The following is a 16146-nucleotide window of genomic DNA, read 5'->3' as shown; positions in this document are numbered from 1 at the left end:
CGCCGAGGTCCCGGCTCACTCCCAGATGGGCAGCGGTGGTCTCGCAGCGTGGGTCCCCAGGGGCCGAAGGCGTGCTCCGTAGCGTGGGTGAATGACCTCTTCGCAGTGGCTGGTGCTGCTTGGCTTGGTATTCCAGGTGGCGGGAGCCTCCCTGGCATTGTTCGGGTTTTCGATGACGTGGCGTAGGCATCACGGCTCGGAGCCTTTCTGGGCGCCGGTCATTCGAATGGCCCATTGGGTGCGTGATCGTGCGGTTGCCGCCGGGGCTCGGGTGAAGCTGATCGTGTTCCGGTTGCTTCGAAGGCCTGTCCACCGGCTCGTGCATGCAGAGGATGCGGCCGTCGCCGTCGACGCGGCGCTTGGGTTGAAGGTCACCCGGGCGCCGGTGCCCGCCGAGCTCGCCGCGCTGGCGAAGGGGCTTGCGGACCTTGCGGCCGTCGTCGACTTGCAGCGGGAAGACAACCGGATCGAGCACGAGCGCATGCGGTCCGAGCTCGCCGACCACTCTGCGAGGCTCGCCAGGACCACTCGCGAGCTGGCCATCGGTGGTCTCCGGCTCCAGGTCTGGGGCGTCCTGCTGATCACGGCCGGAGCACTGCTCGCGGGCATCCCTTCCCTCGGCGCTGCCCAGTGCCCATGAGTCCGGCTCCTGCGTTCCCTTTAATGGATCACGCGCGTCATTAAAGGGAACGGGGCCAGCAGGGCCTCAGCAACACATCGGGCGGGCCCTGAGCCGGGCATGGCTTAGCCCCGGCGACATGGCCGAGGCCAGCGGTCCACCGGGGCTTTCAGAACGAGTGTAGGGCCAGCAGGTGCCCGCTGGTGCGGGGACCCGAGGCCGGACCCGCTGGGTCGAATCCGATCAAGGAAACGTTTCCAGTTTCGGCGGGTTTCCAGGGATAGGAAACCCGCCGAAACTGGAAACGTGCCTCTCCGCGCCAGGGTCGTAGGTGCCTGGCTGTGGTGCCCCCGAGCCGTCCGGACGGCTCGGGGGCACTCGCGCGGGGTGGGGTCAGGCGCTCAGCTCGAACGCCGGGGCGACGTCGCCGCCGGGACAGGGGGCGGCCGGGCGGCAGTCCGAGCCGCTGCAGCCCGCCGCGTCGGCCGCCGAGTAGACCTCCGGGGCGGCGCCGTAGCCGGCCGCGATCAGGGCGGCGACGGTGTCGCGGACCTTGTCGGGGGTGCCGTAGTTGTCGGCGGGCTCGTGGTGGATGAACCGGCCGCCGGTCAGGCGGGACATGAAGGCGAAGTTCTTGCGGGTGCGCCGCAGGGCGGCGTGCCAGACCTCGTCCATGTCGACGGTGAGCGCGTGACCGGCCAGCGGGTCGTCGGCGACGATGGTCGCCCAGTCGGCCCAGGCCGTCACCAGCAGGCCGATGTAGTCGTCGCTGAAGTCGGGGTTCTCCTTGGCGACGTCGGCGGCCAGGTCGGCCGCGAACTCGGAGAACTCGCCGGCCAGCAGCTCGGCGCCGCGCGACCTGGTGAGGGTGTCACTCATGGTGCTCCTCCTTGATCTCCTCTTTCGGGTGGTGCCGGACCCGTCCCGCCGCCGCGAGTGCGGCGCCAGGACGGGAGTCAGCGGGTTGTCCCGTGGGACGGGTGCGGTCAGGGGCGGCCGAGGGCGCGGAAGGTCCAGCCGGCCGCGCGCCAACGCTCCGCGTCGAGGCTGCCGCGCGCGTCGATGACCCTGGGGACCGCGATGTGCCGGACGAGGTCGGCGGGGTCCGCGTCGGAGTACTGGGACCAGTCGGTCAGGTGCAGCAGCAGGCCAGCGCCCGTGACGGCCGAGGCCAGGTCGTCGGCGTAGTCGAGCGCGGGGTAGGCCCTGCGGGCGTTCTCCATCGCCGCGGGGTCGTGGACGGTGACCTCGGCCCCGGCCCGGTGCAGGGCGTCGGCGACTGCCAGGGCCGGGGAGTCGCGGATGTCGTCGGTGCCCGGCTTGAACGCGGCGCCCCAGACGGCGATCCGCTTGCCGATCACCGTGCCGCCGAGCGCCTCGCGGGCGAGCTCGACGGTGTGCTCGCGCCGGCGCTGGTTGATCACGTCGACCTGGCGGAGCAAGGTGGCCGCCTGGTCGGCGCCGAGCTCTTCGGCGCGGTGGGTGAACCCGGCCAGGTCCTTGGGCAGGCAGCCGCCGCCGAACCCGAGGCCGGGCCGCATGCCCTTGGCGCCGATCCGCTGGTCATAACCGAGGGCGAGGGCGAGCTGCTGGACGTCGGCGCCGGTCAGCTCGCAGAGCTCCGCCATCGCGTTGATGAAGGAGATCTTGGTGGCGAGGAAGGCGTTCGCGGCGCCCTTGATCAGCTCGGCGGTGGGCATGTCGGTGACGATCAGCGGCGACCCGGCGGCCAGGATGTCGGCATAGACGGCCCGGAAGACGGCCTCGCTGCGGGTGTCGCCGTCCTCGATCCCGAGCACGATCCGGTCCGGCCGCAGGGTGTCCTCGACGGCGAACGACTCGCGCAGGAACTCCGGCGACCAGGCCAGGCCGACGCTCACCCCGGCCGGGGCGTGCTCGTCCAGGGTCAGCCTCAGCTGAGCGACGGTGCCGACCGGGACGGTCGACTTGCCGACGATCACCGCGCCGTCGCCGAGCCTGGGGGCCAGGCGGCGGACAGCGGTGTGGAGGTGGGTGAGGTCGTAGGCGCCGCTGCCGTCCTGCTGCGGGGTGCCGACGCCCAGGAAGTGGATGTCGGCGAAGGCGGCGGCCTCCGCGTAGGAGGCGGTGAAGTGCAGGTTGCCAGCGGCGGTGTGCTTGGCGAGCAGGTCGTCCAGGCCGCGCTCGACGAACGGGGCCTGGCCCTTGTTCAGGGCGTCGACCTTGTCGGCGTCGGTGTCCATGCCGAGGACCTGGTGGCCGAGCTCGGCCATCGCGGCGGCGTGGGTCGCGCCGAGGTAGCCGCAGCCGATCACGGTGAGCTTCACGAACGTGTCCTTCCAAGGGGGGCGGGGTGCCGCCCGGACCAGGCGCCCAGACCCCCTCGAGGACGGGGCTGTCAGGCGCCGGGCCGGGCGGCCAGGTAGCGGTGGATGCCGTGACGGATGAACGGCGGGACGGTCAGGACGGGCAGGTGCTCGGGGGCGAAGAACTGGAGCTTGACGCCCTCCGCGAGCGGCAGGGCCTGCTCGTCGCCGTCCCAGGTGCCGGCGAAGAACGTGATGATCTGGCCGGAGCCGACGCTGTCCTTCGTCTCGAAGAGCTCGGCCAGGTCGTCGACGGCCAGACCGGCCTCTTCATCGAGCTCGCGGACGATCGCGGCGGCCGGGTCCTCGCCGGGGTCGCAGCCCCCGCCCAGCAGGCTCCAGTGATCAGGCCAGGCGATGCCGGCGATGTCGTCGCGCAGGTGCAGCAGGAGCTCGCCGCGCCGGTTGGTGATGATCGCGACCGCTCCGCGCGGTTCGGCGGCGGACGGCTCGTCGGGGAGAGTCTGGGAGTCCATCCCCTCACCGTAGTGAGCCGACGGCCCGTCATGCCGCCGCCTCCACCGGCTGGTCGTTGAACCAGGCCGCAGCCATGAGCGACTGCATCCGGGTCCGGTCGAACCGCCCGCCGGGCTTCAGGCCGCCGGCCAGCAGCGGCCGCAGCGAGCGCGGAGCCTGGTCGAGGGCGGCGCTGATCTGGGCGGTCGCCCAGGGCTCCAGCGGGCCGGTCAGCCAGCTCGGGACCGGGGAGGCGAACCCGAGCTTGTCCCGGCTGCCCCAGACCTCGGACGGAAGTCCGAGCGCCTTCGCGGCGTCCCGCAGGATCCGCTTGCCGGCCGTCGGCTCGCCGATCTTGTGCTCGACCGGCAGCCGGTAGCAGAACTCGACCAAGTCCCGGGCCAGGAATGGCGAGCGCCGCTCCAGCGCGAACGCGGAGGCCAGCTTGTCGCTGGTCATGACCAGCGGGCGCCAGGCCGTGGCCAGGTCCGCGAGCGTCAGCCCGCGGGCCAGGTCCCCGCCCGCCCGGTCCAGGGCGTCCGCGACGACCTCGCGAAGGCGCCCGTCCGGGTCCGCTCCGCGCAGGATGAGCCGGACGATCGCCTCGGCCGGCTCCAGCGGCTCACCGGCCGGGTGCAGGAGCTTGGAGGCCAGCGGCCGGTAGGCCTCCATCCCGGCGTCCAGCACCGCCTGCGGACCGAACAGGACGAGCGCGTGGCGGACGTAGCCCATCAGGAACTCGTCCGGCCCCAGCCCGCCGACCACGACCCGGATGCCCCGCTCGGCGACCGCCCGGTAGGCCATGTGCTCGGAGAACGTGGACGCGTTGCCCATCGGGTAGTCCAGCGCGTGCATGATCTCCGGCAGCGCGCGGGCGAAGTCCTGGGCGGTCGGCTCGATCACCACCAGCTCGGCGCCGATGTCGCGGGCGACGACGGCCGCCGTCGCGGACTCGTCCAGGCGGTCCTGGCCGGGGTAGCGGACCGTGACGCAGACCTGCGGCCGCATCAGGTAGGCCAGCACCGACGAGTCGAGCCCGCCCGAGAGCAGGAGCGCGAAGTCGGAGCCGGGGGCCCGCAGCGGGACCCGGTCGGCCAGCAGGGTCGAGAACCGGGCCAGCGCGGTGCGGTAGTCGCCCTGCCAGGGCTCCAGGCCCTCCAGCGCCCACCAGGTCTGCTGAGCGAGGGAGCCGGAGGCGACGTCGAAGGCCAGCAGGGTGGCCGGCGCGAGGAGCTGGATGCCCTGGAACGGGGTGTCGACGCCGGTCGGCGTCTCGATGCTCAGCATCTCCGGGCGGACGACCAGCGGGGCGGTGCCGTAGCCGGTCAGGGTGGTGACCTCGGAGGCGAACGCGAGGCGGCCGCCGTCCAGGCGCCAGTAGAGCGGCTTCTCGCCGAGCCGGTCCCGCGCCAGGAACAGCCGGCCCTCGCGCGGGTCGTAGGCGGCCAGCGCGAACATGCCGTCCAGGGCGGCCAGGCAGCCGGGGCCGAGCTTGGCCCAGGCCCGCAGCACCAGGTGGGCGTCGCTCTCGCCGGGCTCCAGCGGGATGCCCCAGGCCGCCGCGACCTGCCGGTAGTTGTAGATCTCGCCGTTGAACGTGAGGACGACGCCGCTGGCCGGGTCTTCGTAGGGGCCGGGCTGGGCGGTGGTGTCGACGATCAGCAGGGTGTTCATGGACAGCACCGCCCGGCCGTCGGCCGAGGTGAGATGCCGGGTGCCGTCGGGGCCGCGGTGCCTCTGAGCGAGGCCCATCGCGGCGACTGTCGTCTGGTGGCGGGCGGCGTCAGCGCCGGCCAGTCCTGCGATTCCGCACATCTGGTTGTCACCCCCGAGCGTGAATCGGTGAAGGCCCCCGCCGGAAGGTCTGTGGTCCGGTCCGGCGGAGGCCCGGGGCATCAGACAACCGCGTCCGGCCGGGCCGGGGCAGGGCTCGCAGGGGGGCTCACAACTCGCGAAAGCGGTTCACCGCGAGCGGCGAAGGCAATACCCTCGGTGATCCGGCCTCGGTGCCGGGTGTACGACTTCTCGTGCCCAGTCGCGTACGACTTCCGCGCAGAGCCGCGCGGGACCGATTGAGGGGGACGCTGTGGCGTCGACCACCCGCCGGGCCAAGCCGCCGAACGACGCGCTGGCCCGGATGATCGAAAAGTGTGACGGGGCCAGCCACAAATCGCTGGCCCTGCGGGTGAACCAGCTCGCCCACGAAGCCGGGCTGACCACCACATATACGCATACCTCGGTCGCGAACTGGTGCCGCCGGGGCATGGTCCCCGACTGGCCGGTGCCCAAGCTGCTGGCCCAGGCGATCGGCGAACGGCTCGGCCGGCCCGTGCAGTTGGCGGAGATCGGTATGGCGGATGCGGAGACACCGGACACCGCGGTGGGGTTGGATTTCCCGCGAGACCCCGCCGACGCAGTCCGCGTCGCCACTTCGTTCTGGAGCAGTGTGAACCGCCGCGACTTCCTCACCGGAACGGGCTTCGCCGTCTCCGCGTTCGCCACCCCGGTGACCCGCTGGCTGGTCACCCCCGCTGACGATGACTCCGCCCACCGGGGCCGTGGCCGGGTCGGTGCGGCTGATCTCGCCGAGCTGCGGGAGGCCGCCGACGACGCCCGGCGGTGGGACTCGAAGTATGGCGGCGGGAACTGGAAGGCGAACTCGGTGACGGCCTGTCTGCAGGAGAGGGCGGTGCCGCTGCTGAACGGCTCGTTCAGTGACGACGTGGGCCGCGAGCTGTTCTCGGTGACCGCCGAGCTGTCCCGCCTGGCCGGCTGGACCGCCTTCGACGTCGGCCAGCACGACGCCGCCCAGCGGCACTTCATCCAGGCCCTCCGCCTCGCGCGGGCCGGCGGCGACGTCGAGCTCGGCTGCTATGTGCTCACCACGATGGCGATGCAGACCCTGCTGCGGGGCTTCGCCAGCGAGGCCATCGACATGACCCAGGGCGCCTTCCAGCGGGCCAAGGGCGAGGCGGCCCCGCGGGTGCTGGCCTTCACCAAGCTCATCGAGGCCCGGGCCCATGCCCGTGACAACAATGCCAAGGCCGCCTCGGCCGCGCTGGCGGCCTCCGAGAGCCTGCTCGACCAGGCCCGCGACGGCGCCGGGGAACCCGCCTGGATCGACTTCTATCACCACGCCCGGCTCTCCGCCGACGCCGCCGAGGTCTTCCGCGACCTGAAGAACCCCAAGGCCGCCCTGGCCTGGAACGCGCAGGCCGCCGCCATGCAGCCGGGGGTGTTCACCCGCTCCGTCGGCATGCGCCTGGCCATCGTGGGAACGGCCCACCTCCAGGCCAAGGACCTCGACCAGGGCTTGGAGCTCGGCAACCAGGCTGTCGACATCCTCGCCCGCGTCAAGTCCTCCCGGGCCCTGGACTACGTTCGCGAGTTCAACACCGCCCTCGCGCCCTGGCGGCGCGAGCCGGCCGTCCGCGAGCTTCTCCAGCGCACCCGCACCGAACTGAGCATGGCGGCGTGAACCGCCCCATCCTTCCCCCCTCCTCGAGGGGGGAAGGACGGGCCAACGTGCTCAGTCGCGTACGACCTGAGCTGACGCGCTCAGCCGGTAGGCGTGCGCGGGGCCGGGGGCTGCGGCTGCCCCGGCAGAACCCGAAGCCGGCCGCGCGGAGCGGTGAGCTCGCCCCGCAGCTGCTGGTTCTCCAAGGTCAGCTGGTTGACGGTGCGGACCAGGCCCTGGACGTCCGTGCGGAGCTGGGCGAGCTCCTCGGCGTCGGCGGCCCGCAGTTCCTTGAGCTTGACGATCTGCTTGCGCAGTCGCTTCTCGCCGTCGGGCAGCTGCCCGCGCTCGCGGACCCGGTCGTAGAACTCGTTGCGCAAATCCGGGTGCCGCTGGGTGAGCGCGTTGCGGGGGACCTGGGCCTCCTGGGCCAGCGCGACGACGGTCAAGGCCCCGGTGGAGTGCTCCGGGTTCCCGGCCAGGATGCGGTCCATCGCCGCGCGGATGCGGTCGCGTTCGTCGAGGGCGGGGCTCATGCGGGGATCTCCTGACGGGTGAAGCGGGTCCGGTCGTGCTCGTCGGCGTAGGCGCGGAGCTTGTCGGCGTTCGCGCGCAGTCGGTCACCGATCGGCTGGGGTGTGTGTGCGGCCCGCTTGTCGATGCGGTCGGCCCGCTCCCGCAGCGCGGCCGCGTGGTCGTCGGTGCGGACGGTGTTCCCGCAGCCGGGGACGCACCGGTCCAGCGTCGGAGCGTCGAGGCCGACGCCCTCCCGCTGACACAGGGCCCGGTCCTCCTTGTAGAGACAGAGCAGGAGCGCGTGCGGGTTGTCGTAGAGGACGGCGCCGTCCCGGGCGAGGTAGCGGCGGGCGGCAGCGTACTTGCGGGCGAAGTCGGTCTTGATCTCGCGGCCCTCGAACCGGCGGCCGGTGGCAGCCTCCACCACGGCCCGGCGGGCGGACGGGCCGGAGATCCCGGAGCCGGTCTCGAACTGCTCGTGCAGGTCGGCTGCTGTCTCGGCGGTGGCCAGCGCGGTCTCCAGGGCGAGCACGTCGTGGATGCCGCCGCGGCTGCGGGTGCCGTAGCCGCCGGAGACCTCGGTGTTCAGCGTGGTGCGGATATGGCCGTACTGAATGGCGAGGGCGACCAGCCCGCCGGGACGGCGGGCGATGTGCCAGGCCAGGGTGCGGCGGAAGCGCGCGGTGCCGATGTTGCCGTGCGGGTCGGGCGGGATCACCTCGCCGGGCAGCCCCTGGGCCTCGGCCTCGGTGTTCGCCCAGGCGGCGAAGTCCTCGATGCGCTGGCGCATCGACTGGGCCCGCAGGGCGCCGCGGGTGCTCGGGCGGGCCCCGTAGAGAGCGTCGTGGGCGTCGTGGTCGAACAGCAGGTGACCGGCGGGGACCATGCGTTCCAGGACGCGGATCGCGTTGACCACCGGGGTGATCGCCACCCACGGGACGTCGCGCTCGGTGCCGCCGGCCAGGTAGTTCCCCTCGTCGTCGGTTGCCGTCTTGTAGTGGACGCTGCGGATCAGATGCCGCCCCGTCTCGCCGTTCTCGTCCGGCAGCGGGTCCGGGCAGCAGCCGGACCGCATCCCCAGCACCTCCTCGGGACGCATACCGGTCAAATACGCACAGACTATGAAAGATGCCGTGCCAAGATGCCGCATCAACGCGGAAGCCTCGGTGAAGTCGATCGCCGCCCGCCAGGGGACGCCGGCGATCCGGCCGGTGACCGGGACGTCGAGCGGACACGGCCCGGGCCGCAGCCCCGCCGCCTCCGTCAGGCCGTAACGCTTGATCGCCGTGTCGACCTGCCGCGCGGAGGCGCCGGTCAGACCGCCGACGTAGGAGCGGGCGAAGCGCAGTTCGCCGCGGTGCCAGACGGCCGGCACCGGCGCCCCGGCCTCGACGATCGGCGTGAGGTAGGCGGCCAGAGCCGCCTTCCCGGCGGGGCTGGCAGCGGTCGTGCGGGCGGCCTCGGCCAGCCGCCTCGTCTCCTCCCAGGCGGCCAGGATGTCGTCGGCGAAGTCGTCGACCATCCGCATCGCCCAGATCAGCAGCGGCCCCATCGTCGCCGTCGCCAGCGGCTCGCGCGAGTTCTCCCCGCCGCCGCCCTTCTCAGAGGGCAGGTAGTCGTCGATGCCCCTCTCGTCCCACGGCGGCCGGGCGATGCCCGCCGGACGCGCGCTGAGCTGGTCGAACGCCCACATCCGCGTGACGAAGCCCAGCAGCTTGATCACCCGGCTCCGGCCGACGCCGGAGTCGCGCACATGCTCGCCGTACTCGTGCAGGACGGCCCCGTCTGCCTGGGCCAGGCTGTGGATGCCGCGTTTGTCCAGCCAGTGGGCCATGCGGAACCACTCCTGCACCGCCTGCCAGGTGGTGTCCGGGCCGAGCCGCGATCGGCGCGATCGGCGTTCCTTCACGAACGTCGGCCGTAGTTCGCCGTTCAGCGTCGTCCAGACCAGCAGCCGCATCTCCTCGCGCACCGCGGGCGGGCACTTGGACCAAGTGATCACCCGCAGTGAGGTGGCGGGATTGTCGACCAGCGGGGCCAGCGGCCACTTCGCCGCGCTGTAGTAGGTGTTCAGGTGAGCGTGCAGAGCCACGACGCGGTGCTCGGGGATGACAGGCGTGCGGGGGCCGGGCAGCGGGGTTCGGTAGCGGTCCGGTTCAACGGCGGTGGTCACGGGTTGAGCTCTCCAGCCAGCAGGTGGTCGATGAGGGTGCGGTCATCGCCGGTGATCCGTTCCAGGGCGTGGGCCCACCCGCCCGGTCCGACCCGCCGCTTCAGCTCCTCCAGGCGGTCGTGGTGATCTCCCCAGTCGCGCCGCCAGGCCGACGACGGCAGTGCCGACCGCAGGCCCTCCAGGCTCTGGTGCAGCAAGGCCAGGCGGGGATGGTGGCCGGGGTGGACATGGGCATTGGTGCAGGCCAGACACAGCAGGAACGAGGCCCCGCAGCCCCCGGTCGGCGCGGGCCACGGACTCGCGTCGGCGTCCGAGCAGTCGGCGGTCGCGGTCTCGGCGTCGTTCGGGTCCGGCGCCTCTCGCAGCTCGGCGACCAGGACCGCCTTGCGGGCCACCGCCACGGCCTCCTCGGCGCCGTCGGCGATCACCGGGACGGCCGCCGCCTGCACGTTCTTGTCCGGCAGGACGTAGACGCGGTCGTGGGTCTCCTGGGAGTGCTGGGCCGGTTCGCGGCGCTCGACCGCGCGGACCGTCCGCCGCCCCCGCTGGAACGGCGAGCCCTTCAACCCCACTTTCCCTGTCCACCACTTCACGTCGTCGTGGCCGAGGCCGAAGTAGAACGGGCCGACGGGCGGATGCCGGTCCTTGTCCCCAAGCTCCCTGCCCACCCGGCCGGTGCGGGAGACCACCAGCAGGTCGGTGCCCGGCGCCAGCCGCTCCACCGCCGCCCGCGCGAAGCGGGTGGCCGCCAGCGCCTCCGTGATCAGCCGCCCCGGCGTGCCGGCCCCGTGGTCGGTGACGTTCTCCGTCTCATACCACTCGCCGCCCCCGCGCCGGCGCTTCTCCACCGGGATGCGGTAGGTCACCTTCCCGTCGTCCCCACCCGGGTCCGGGGCGGCCCGCGGAACCTCCGCCCGGTCGATCACCGACAGGTTCCACCCGTACTCCGCCAGCAGCAGCACACCCAGCGCGGCCGCCTCCGGCCGCGACAGGAACAGCCGCTGCCACGTCGCCTCGGTCGCCTGCCCGCCGAGCGCCTTGCGGTACTTCTTGGCGACGTAGGGCTGACCGCTCGGCCCCGGGATGCGCGGCAGGTCGCCGTCACGGGCGATCAGCTCCAAGGCCTCGCCGACCACCCAGGGCGTGCTGTCCGGCGCGAACTCCCCGGCGCGGAAACGCTCCAGGTGGCGGGCGTTCTCCTCGATCCGCAGCAGGGCCGACCGGAACATCCGCCGGGCCACCAGCTTGATCTCCTCGAACTCCGACGTGCTGTAGGACTGCCGCGTGCTCTTGTGCGCCGGAATCCGGCGGGCCAGCGCGTCGCTCACCGGTCCGCCCTGCAGCCGCTGGTCGTCCAGCAGCAGCGAGCACACCAGCCTGAACCCGGCCCGGTTCGTGCCGGTCGACGCCATGACCAGCCAGAACCGGTCGATCAGCGCGGCGGTGAACTCCTCCACCCGCTGCGGCGGGCTCTCCAGGGCGGCGAGGAACTTCCCGAACACCTCCAACCAGAACCAGACCGAACGGGACGAGCGATGGACGCTCCACCGGTTCGGATCGCACCGCGCGGCGAACAGCACCGCCAGGTCCCGCTGGAGCGGTTCCGCGACCGGCAGCGTCGCGAAGTCGTACTCCCTGACCCGGCCCGCCATGTTGAAGTGCCGAACCAGCAGGCCATCGGGCTGAAGCCGCTCGGGCCGGGAATGGCCGGCCGCAGGCAGCACGGCCTTGCGCCCGCGGCGGCTCACGCAGCCCTCGCTGCGGGCAGCGTCATCCGGGCGTCGATGTCCTGGATGCCCTCGGCGTCCCGGGCCACCCGCGCGAACACCCCGTCCAGGTCCGGCAGCATCGCGTCCACCGGCTCCTCAGAGGACGCCAGCATCGACTCCAACTGCAGGTTCCTGACCGGCGCAAGGTAGTGCTTGACCGTTGTCTCCCGGTTTGCGTGCCCGAGTAGGCCTTGGACCATGAACCACGGATCGCCGTAAAGCAGACGGAAATCACGCCTCTCGTCCGGTGTGAGCCCAAAGCGGCGGTCCATGACCGCGTTCAGCACCACCAGCACGAACAACGCGAACGAGTGCCGAGCGGAGTGCACGGTCGCATAGGGCGCGTAGACCCGGTGCGGGTCCATCCGCTGATGCTCCGGCGGTGTCAGCACCTCCTTGCATCGCTCGTTCGCCGCCCTGAAGACGCCCTCCCACGAGTGCGGCAGAAACGGCAGGCCCTGCTCGTTCAGCCACAGCCACAACGGCTCCGGACCGCCCGGCCCCTCGATGAACAGCAACGTTCGCTCCTGCCACGTCAGCTTGTTCAGCTCACGCTCGCCCGTGACACCGTCCCGATCGCACCAGCGGACCTTGGGCTTCAGCCCGCCGCCGACCTCGGTAACCAGCCGCATCTGGGGCAGCCGCTCGTAGCGACCGGCCGCCTGGGCCTTGCTGATCGCCAAGGCCCGCGAGGACTCCATGTACGTCTCGACGTCGCCGACCGCCCCGACCGAGGCGTAGAACGTCCGTGCCGTCTTCGACCGCGTCACCTGCGCGGCCAGCTTGCCGTGGCAGTAACGGCCGCCGGACAGAGGCAACTTGGGGATCTCGAACGTCAGCAGCGAAGCGCCCTCCTGGCGCCGCACCCCCGACGAGACGAGAAGCCTGGTGAAAGCCACATTGCGGTCTTCCAGCCGGCCCACCCAGCCCGGCTCCGGAACCCCGTCCCGGCCGTGACCGCGCAGGCCCACATCCACCCACAGCCGCCACGTCCGCGGGGTCAGCCAGTGCACGTTCGACGACCGGGCGTCCTTCGCCTTCGCCTCGGGAGCCTCCACCACCTCGCCGCGGGCCGTCACCACCTGCCGCATCGTCACCGGGTTGGTGGTCACCCACCTCGACCTCACAGCCCACTTGAACAGGCCCAGGAGCGCGGCCAGCTCCCGGTCCCACTTCGACCCGCCGACACGAGACGGGTTCTCCGGAGCGAACCGCCGCCAGTCCTCGTAGTCCTCCAGGTCGCGTGGGATCGTCTCCACCCACGACTTCCCGCGACCCCACTGGTACGTCAAAAACAATGCGATATCCGTCGTGTAATTCCTCTTCGTCTCCAGCTCATATCCACGGAACTTCGGCGACTGCCCGTAAAGGCCCAAAAGCGGGTCCACGCGGAAATCCGGCGAGAGGAAGATCGGATCGCCCTCCCGCACCCCGGCCGCCGTCTCCCGTGCCGCCAGGTCCTCCCACCCCTCCAGCAGCGACGACCGTAGACCGCCCCTCAACCTGTTCGGCGGCACCCAGAACACACGCCAACTCGTCACTGCGAGCACCCCTCTTGTACGGCTTCAACACGCTCATTCAATAGGGAAATGATCAACAGCGGCGAGGCCTGGCCACAGCGGAAGCTGACGGTCGGCCTCAGCCCCGCCTCGGTGCCCAAGAGCGGCAGCGGCTTCGACCTCGCGGTGGCCTGCGCCGTGCTGGCCGCCGCCGAACGGCTCGACCCCTCCGCGATCGCCGACCTGCTGATCATCGGCGAGCTGGGGCTGGACGGCCGGGTGCGGCCGGTCAGAGGGGTGCTGCCGTCGGTGCTGGCCGCCGCCGACGCCGGGTACCAGCGGGTCGTGGTCGCCGAGCAGACCGCACCCGAGGCCTCGCTCGTCCCCGGGGTGACGGTGATCGGCGTCCGCAGCCTGCGCCAGCTCGTCGCCATCCTGACCGGCGCGGCGGCACCGGAGGAGCCGCCCGATCCGATCGGGGGCAGGCCCGATCCGCTGATGGCCGGCCTGATGCTGCCCAGCGCCGGCGTGCGGGGCCTGCCCGACGACAGGGGGGCCCGGCTGGACATGGCCGACGTGGCCGGCCAGTACGAGGCCCGACGGGCGCTGGAGATCGCCGCGGCCGGAGGACACCACCTCTACCTGAAGGGCCCGCCGGGCGCGGGCAAGACGATGCTGGCGGAGCGGTTGCCCGCGCTGCTCCCGCCGCTGACCCAGAAGGAGGCGCTGGAGGTCACCGCCGTCCACTCGGTGGCGGGGCTGCTCCCGGCCGGGCGCCCACTGATCGACACCGCGCCCTACTGCGCCCCGCACCACTCCACGACGATGCCGGCCATCGTCGGCGGCGGCAGCGGTATGCCGAGACCGGGAGCGGTCTCGCTGGCCCACCGGGGCGTGCTCTTCCTGGACGAGGCACCGGAGTTCCCGGTCCGGGTGCTCGACGCGCTGCGCCAGCCGCTGGAGTCGGGCGAGGTGGTGATCGCCCGCTCGGCCGGATCACTGCGGCTCCCGGCCCGCTTCCTGCTCTGCCTGGCGGCCAACCCCTGTCCGTGCGGCCGGTACTCGCGGCGGGGCGAGGGCTGTGAGTGCACCCCCGCCATGGTCAGCCGCTACCAGGGGCGGCTCTCCGGGCCGCTGCTGGACCGGGTCGACCTCCAGGTCCAGGTGGCCCCGGTGACCAGGGTCGAGCTCATGGAACGGGACACCACGGCGGAGACCACCGAGACCGTCGCGGCCCGGGTGCTGGCCGCGCGGGAGCGGGCGGCGGCCCGGCTGGCGAACACCCCGTGGCGGACCAACGCGGAGGTCCCGGGCCACGAGCTGCGCACCCGCTGGCAGCTCACGGCCGGCGCACTCAACGACGCCGCACGGCAGTTGGAGCGGGGGCTGCTGACCGCCCGGGGCCTGGACCGGGTGCTCCGGGTCGCCTGGACGGTGGCCGACCTCGCCGGCCGCGACCGGCCGGACCAACGGGACGTGCGCACCGCCCTGGTCCTGCGCACCGGGGTGGAGCACGGACTGCCGCTGACCGAGCGGGTCTTCGGGCGGCTCGGTGGGATCCCGGCCCAGCGCGCCAGCCCGGACGGCGACTTGTCCGGGGAGCCCGAGACGCCTGACGAGCGTTCGCGAAACCAGAAGGGTGAGGCATGAACCAGTTGCTGAGGCAACCTCGAATTCCCGGTGGTTCCGATGCCGGGCCCGGCCCCGGGGCCACCCCCGAGACCGAGCCGGAACGCCTCGCCCGGGTGCTGCTCGGCCGACTCAGCGAGCCGGGGGACGCGGTGGTCGGTCGATGGCTCGCTCAACTTCCCGCCGTCGACGTGGTGAAGGCGATCCGGGACGGGACGGTGCCAGACCACCCGGGACTGGACGCCACCCGACTGTCCGGGTACCAGGCGCGGCTCCCGGGGCTGGACCCGCGGATGGACCTGAAACGGGTACGGGACGTCGGTGGGCGGTTCATCATTCCGGGGGACACGGAATGGCCCAGCCAACTCGACGACCTGGGTGACGGACGCCCGATCGGGCTCTGGGTGACAGGCACCGGCTCGCTGCGGCTGCTCGCGCTCCGCTCGGTCGCGATGGTGGGCTCCCGCGCCTGTACGGCCTACGGCGCCCACGTCGCGGGGGAGCTGTCCGCCCAACTGGCCGAGCGCGGCTGGGTGGTCGTCTCCGGAGCCGCCTACGGGATCGACGCGGCCGCGCACCGCGGGGCGCTCGCGGTCGGTGGGACGACCGCCGCCGTACTCGCCTGCGGCGTCGACGTGGCCTATCCCAAGGGCAACGCCGAACTGATCCGGCGGATCGGCGTCCAGGGCCTGCTGGTCAGCGAACTCCCGCCCGGGGAGCACCCGAACCGCTTCCGCTTCGTCCTCCGCAACCGGGTCATCGCGGCGCTCACCCGGGGGACGGTGGTGGTCGAGGCGGCGGTGCGCAGCGGTGCCCTGAGCACGGCTCGACGGGCGCGGGACCTCAACCGCCACACCATGGGCGTCGCGGGCCCGGTGACCTCGGAACTCTCCGCCGGGGTGCACGCCCTGATCCGCAGCGGCGGTGCCACCCTGGTCACCGACGCGGCCGAGATCACCGAGCTGATCGGGGCGATCGGGGAGGACCTCGCGCCGCAGCGCAGCGGCCCGGTGCTCCCGCGTGACCTGCTGGAGCCGGCGGTGGCCCGGGTGCTGGAGGCCGTACCGGCGACGGCGGAGGGCGCGCCGGTCGAGCGGCTGGCCCGGCAGTCCGGCCTCCCGCCGGACGAAGTCCTGCAACGGCTCTATGAGCTGGGGTCGCTCGGCTACGTGGAGCGGCACGGCGCGCACTGGCGCGTGGTGCGGAGGAGGTGAGCGCTGGGACCGGGAACACGTTTGGGTAGAGGGAACGCATGTCGGATCCGCCCGGCTGACCTGCCGATCCGGTTCTGCTGTCCGTCGCCCGGATCCGGTGTGCGAACGCCACCGGATCGGGGGACGACCGAGTGGCGGTAGCGCTTTGCAGTGAGTTGGTCACGCTACGCTCCACATGCCTTCCCTATCAGCACATGACTCGGCAGAACGGCGCAGACCAACGCATGCCCACACACATTCCCGGACACAGAGTGACCGGTGGCGCTCGGTCCTCGGGAGGGCCGCGGACCGAGCGGCGCCCCGCGTCCGACTACCCGTCCAAGTCGGCGGGGACGATGGGAGGCCTGTCCCGCCAGGGCGGGCGGCCGACGGTGGTGCCCCAGCCTACGGATGCGGCCCGGGGTGCCGAGCCGACCCCGGGCGCCGGCGCGGCCGACCTCGACGGCGCGCCTGTCGGGGCGCCCGCCGG

The 16146-nt window shown here is 72.5% G+C and carries 12 protein-coding genes; 4 read left to right on the top strand and 8 right to left on the bottom strand.

From position 1 onward, the window contains the following. Positions 1–91: 91 nt before the first annotated feature. Positions 92–640, top strand: a complete 549-nt coding sequence (locus AE652_RS07500) for a hypothetical protein (protein ID WP_049650391.1) — start codon at positions 92–94, stop codon at positions 638–640. 372 nt (positions 641–1012) lie between these two features. Here AE652_RS07500 and AE652_RS46235 read toward each other — a convergent pair whose 3' ends face one another. The 4 genes from AE652_RS46235 to AE652_RS07480 form a co-directional block, all read right to left on the bottom strand. Beyond that, positions 1013–1498: a hypothetical protein gene (locus AE652_RS46235; protein ID WP_049650390.1), complete on the bottom strand. Its 486-nt coding sequence runs from the start codon at positions 1496–1498 to the stop codon at positions 1013–1015. A 107-nt stretch (positions 1499–1605) separates the two neighbouring features. Beyond that, on the bottom strand, positions 1606–2925 hold the full coding sequence (locus AE652_RS07490) for a UDP-glucose/GDP-mannose dehydrogenase family protein (RefSeq protein WP_049650389.1): 1320 nt from the start codon (positions 2923–2925) through the stop codon (positions 1606–1608). 71 nt (positions 2926–2996) lie between these two features. Further along, complete coding sequence (locus AE652_RS07485; protein WP_049650388.1) at positions 2997–3440, bottom strand: NUDIX domain-containing protein; 444 nt, start codon at positions 3438–3440, stop codon at positions 2997–2999. Between the two features lie 28 nt (positions 3441–3468). Then, positions 3469–5172: an asparagine synthetase B gene (locus tag AE652_RS07480; protein WP_049650387.1), complete on the bottom strand. Its 1704-nt coding sequence runs from the start codon at positions 5170–5172 to the stop codon at positions 3469–3471. 334 nt (positions 5173–5506) lie between these two features. Between AE652_RS07480 and AE652_RS07475 the strand changes: the two genes are divergently transcribed. Further along, positions 5507–6898, top strand: a complete 1392-nt coding sequence (locus AE652_RS07475; protein WP_107086388.1) for a sporulation protein — start codon at positions 5507–5509, stop codon at positions 6896–6898. Between the two features lie 80 nt (positions 6899–6978). Here AE652_RS07475 and AE652_RS07470 read toward each other — a convergent pair whose 3' ends face one another. The 4 genes from AE652_RS07470 to AE652_RS07455 all read right to left on the bottom strand — a co-directional run bounded on the left by AE652_RS07470 (position 6979) and on the right by AE652_RS07455 (position 12861). After that, on the bottom strand, positions 6979–7413 hold the full coding sequence (locus AE652_RS07470) for a hypothetical protein (protein WP_049650386.1): 435 nt from the start codon (positions 7411–7413) through the stop codon (positions 6979–6981). Further along, positions 7410–9485, bottom strand: a complete 2076-nt coding sequence (locus tag AE652_RS07465; RefSeq protein WP_234348275.1) for an integrase — start codon at positions 9483–9485, stop codon at positions 7410–7412. Before AE652_RS07465 ends, AE652_RS07470 begins: the two co-directional genes overlap by 4 nt. Before the next feature lie 77 nt (positions 9486–9562). Continuing rightward, positions 9563–11314 carry a hypothetical protein gene (locus AE652_RS07460; RefSeq protein WP_049650384.1) on the bottom strand — a complete coding sequence of 584 codons (1752 nt, stop codon included), beginning with the start codon at positions 11312–11314 and terminating at the stop codon, positions 9563–9565. Continuing rightward, positions 11311–12861, bottom strand: a complete 1551-nt coding sequence (locus AE652_RS07455) for an integrase (RefSeq protein WP_234348274.1) — start codon at positions 12859–12861, stop codon at positions 11311–11313. Before AE652_RS07455 ends, AE652_RS07460 begins: the two co-directional genes overlap by 4 nt. Positions 12862–12924: 63 nt before the next feature. Here AE652_RS07455 and AE652_RS07450 point away from each other — a divergent pair, with 63 nt between their 5' ends. Together AE652_RS07450 and dprA are read left to right on the top strand one after the other, a co-directional pair. Further along, complete coding sequence (locus tag AE652_RS07450; RefSeq protein ID WP_082345426.1) at positions 12925–14484, top strand: YifB family Mg chelatase-like AAA ATPase; 1560 nt, start codon at positions 12925–12927, stop codon at positions 14482–14484. Then, positions 14481–15677: a DNA-processing protein DprA gene (dprA, locus tag AE652_RS07445; RefSeq protein ID WP_082345423.1), complete on the top strand. Its 1197-nt coding sequence runs from the start codon at positions 14481–14483 to the stop codon at positions 15675–15677. The genes AE652_RS07450 and dprA overlap by 4 nt, the downstream gene beginning before the upstream one ends. Positions 15678–16146 lie beyond the last annotated feature (469 nt).

This window comes from Kitasatospora sp. MY 5-36 (assembly GCF_001182915.1).
In the GTDB taxonomy this organism is placed as follows: Bacteria; Actinomycetota; Actinomycetes; order Streptomycetales; family Streptomycetaceae; genus Kitasatospora.
Note: the sequence above shows the minus strand (reverse complement) of the source record. Positions and strands in the feature narration are given on the sequence as shown.

What these genes read in the sequence shown, in the direction of transcription:
- AE652_RS07500 (WP_049650391.1), top strand. Translation starts at nt 92, where the DNA reads ATGACCTCTTCGCAGTGGCTGGTGCTGCTTGGCTTGGTATTCCAGGTG.
- AE652_RS46235 (WP_049650390.1), bottom strand. Translation starts at nt 1,498, where the DNA reads ATGAGTGACACCCTCACCAGGTCGCGCGGCGCCGAGCTGCTGGCCGGC.
- AE652_RS07485 (WP_049650388.1), bottom strand. Translation starts at nt 3,440, where the DNA reads ATGGACTCCCAGACTCTCCCCGACGAGCCGTCCGCCGCCGAACCGCGC.
- AE652_RS07480 (WP_049650387.1), bottom strand. Translation starts at nt 5,172, where the DNA reads ATGGGCCTCGCTCAGAGGCACCGCGGCCCCGACGGCACCCGGCATCTC.
- AE652_RS07470 (WP_049650386.1), bottom strand. Translation starts at nt 7,413, where the DNA reads ATGAGCCCCGCCCTCGACGAACGCGACCGCATCCGCGCGGCGATGGAC.
- AE652_RS07450 (WP_082345426.1), top strand. Translation starts at nt 12,925, where the DNA reads ATGATCAACAGCGGCGAGGCCTGGCCACAGCGGAAGCTGACGGTCGGC.
- dprA (WP_082345423.1), top strand. Translation starts at nt 14,481, where the DNA reads ATGAACCAGTTGCTGAGGCAACCTCGAATTCCCGGTGGTTCCGATGCC.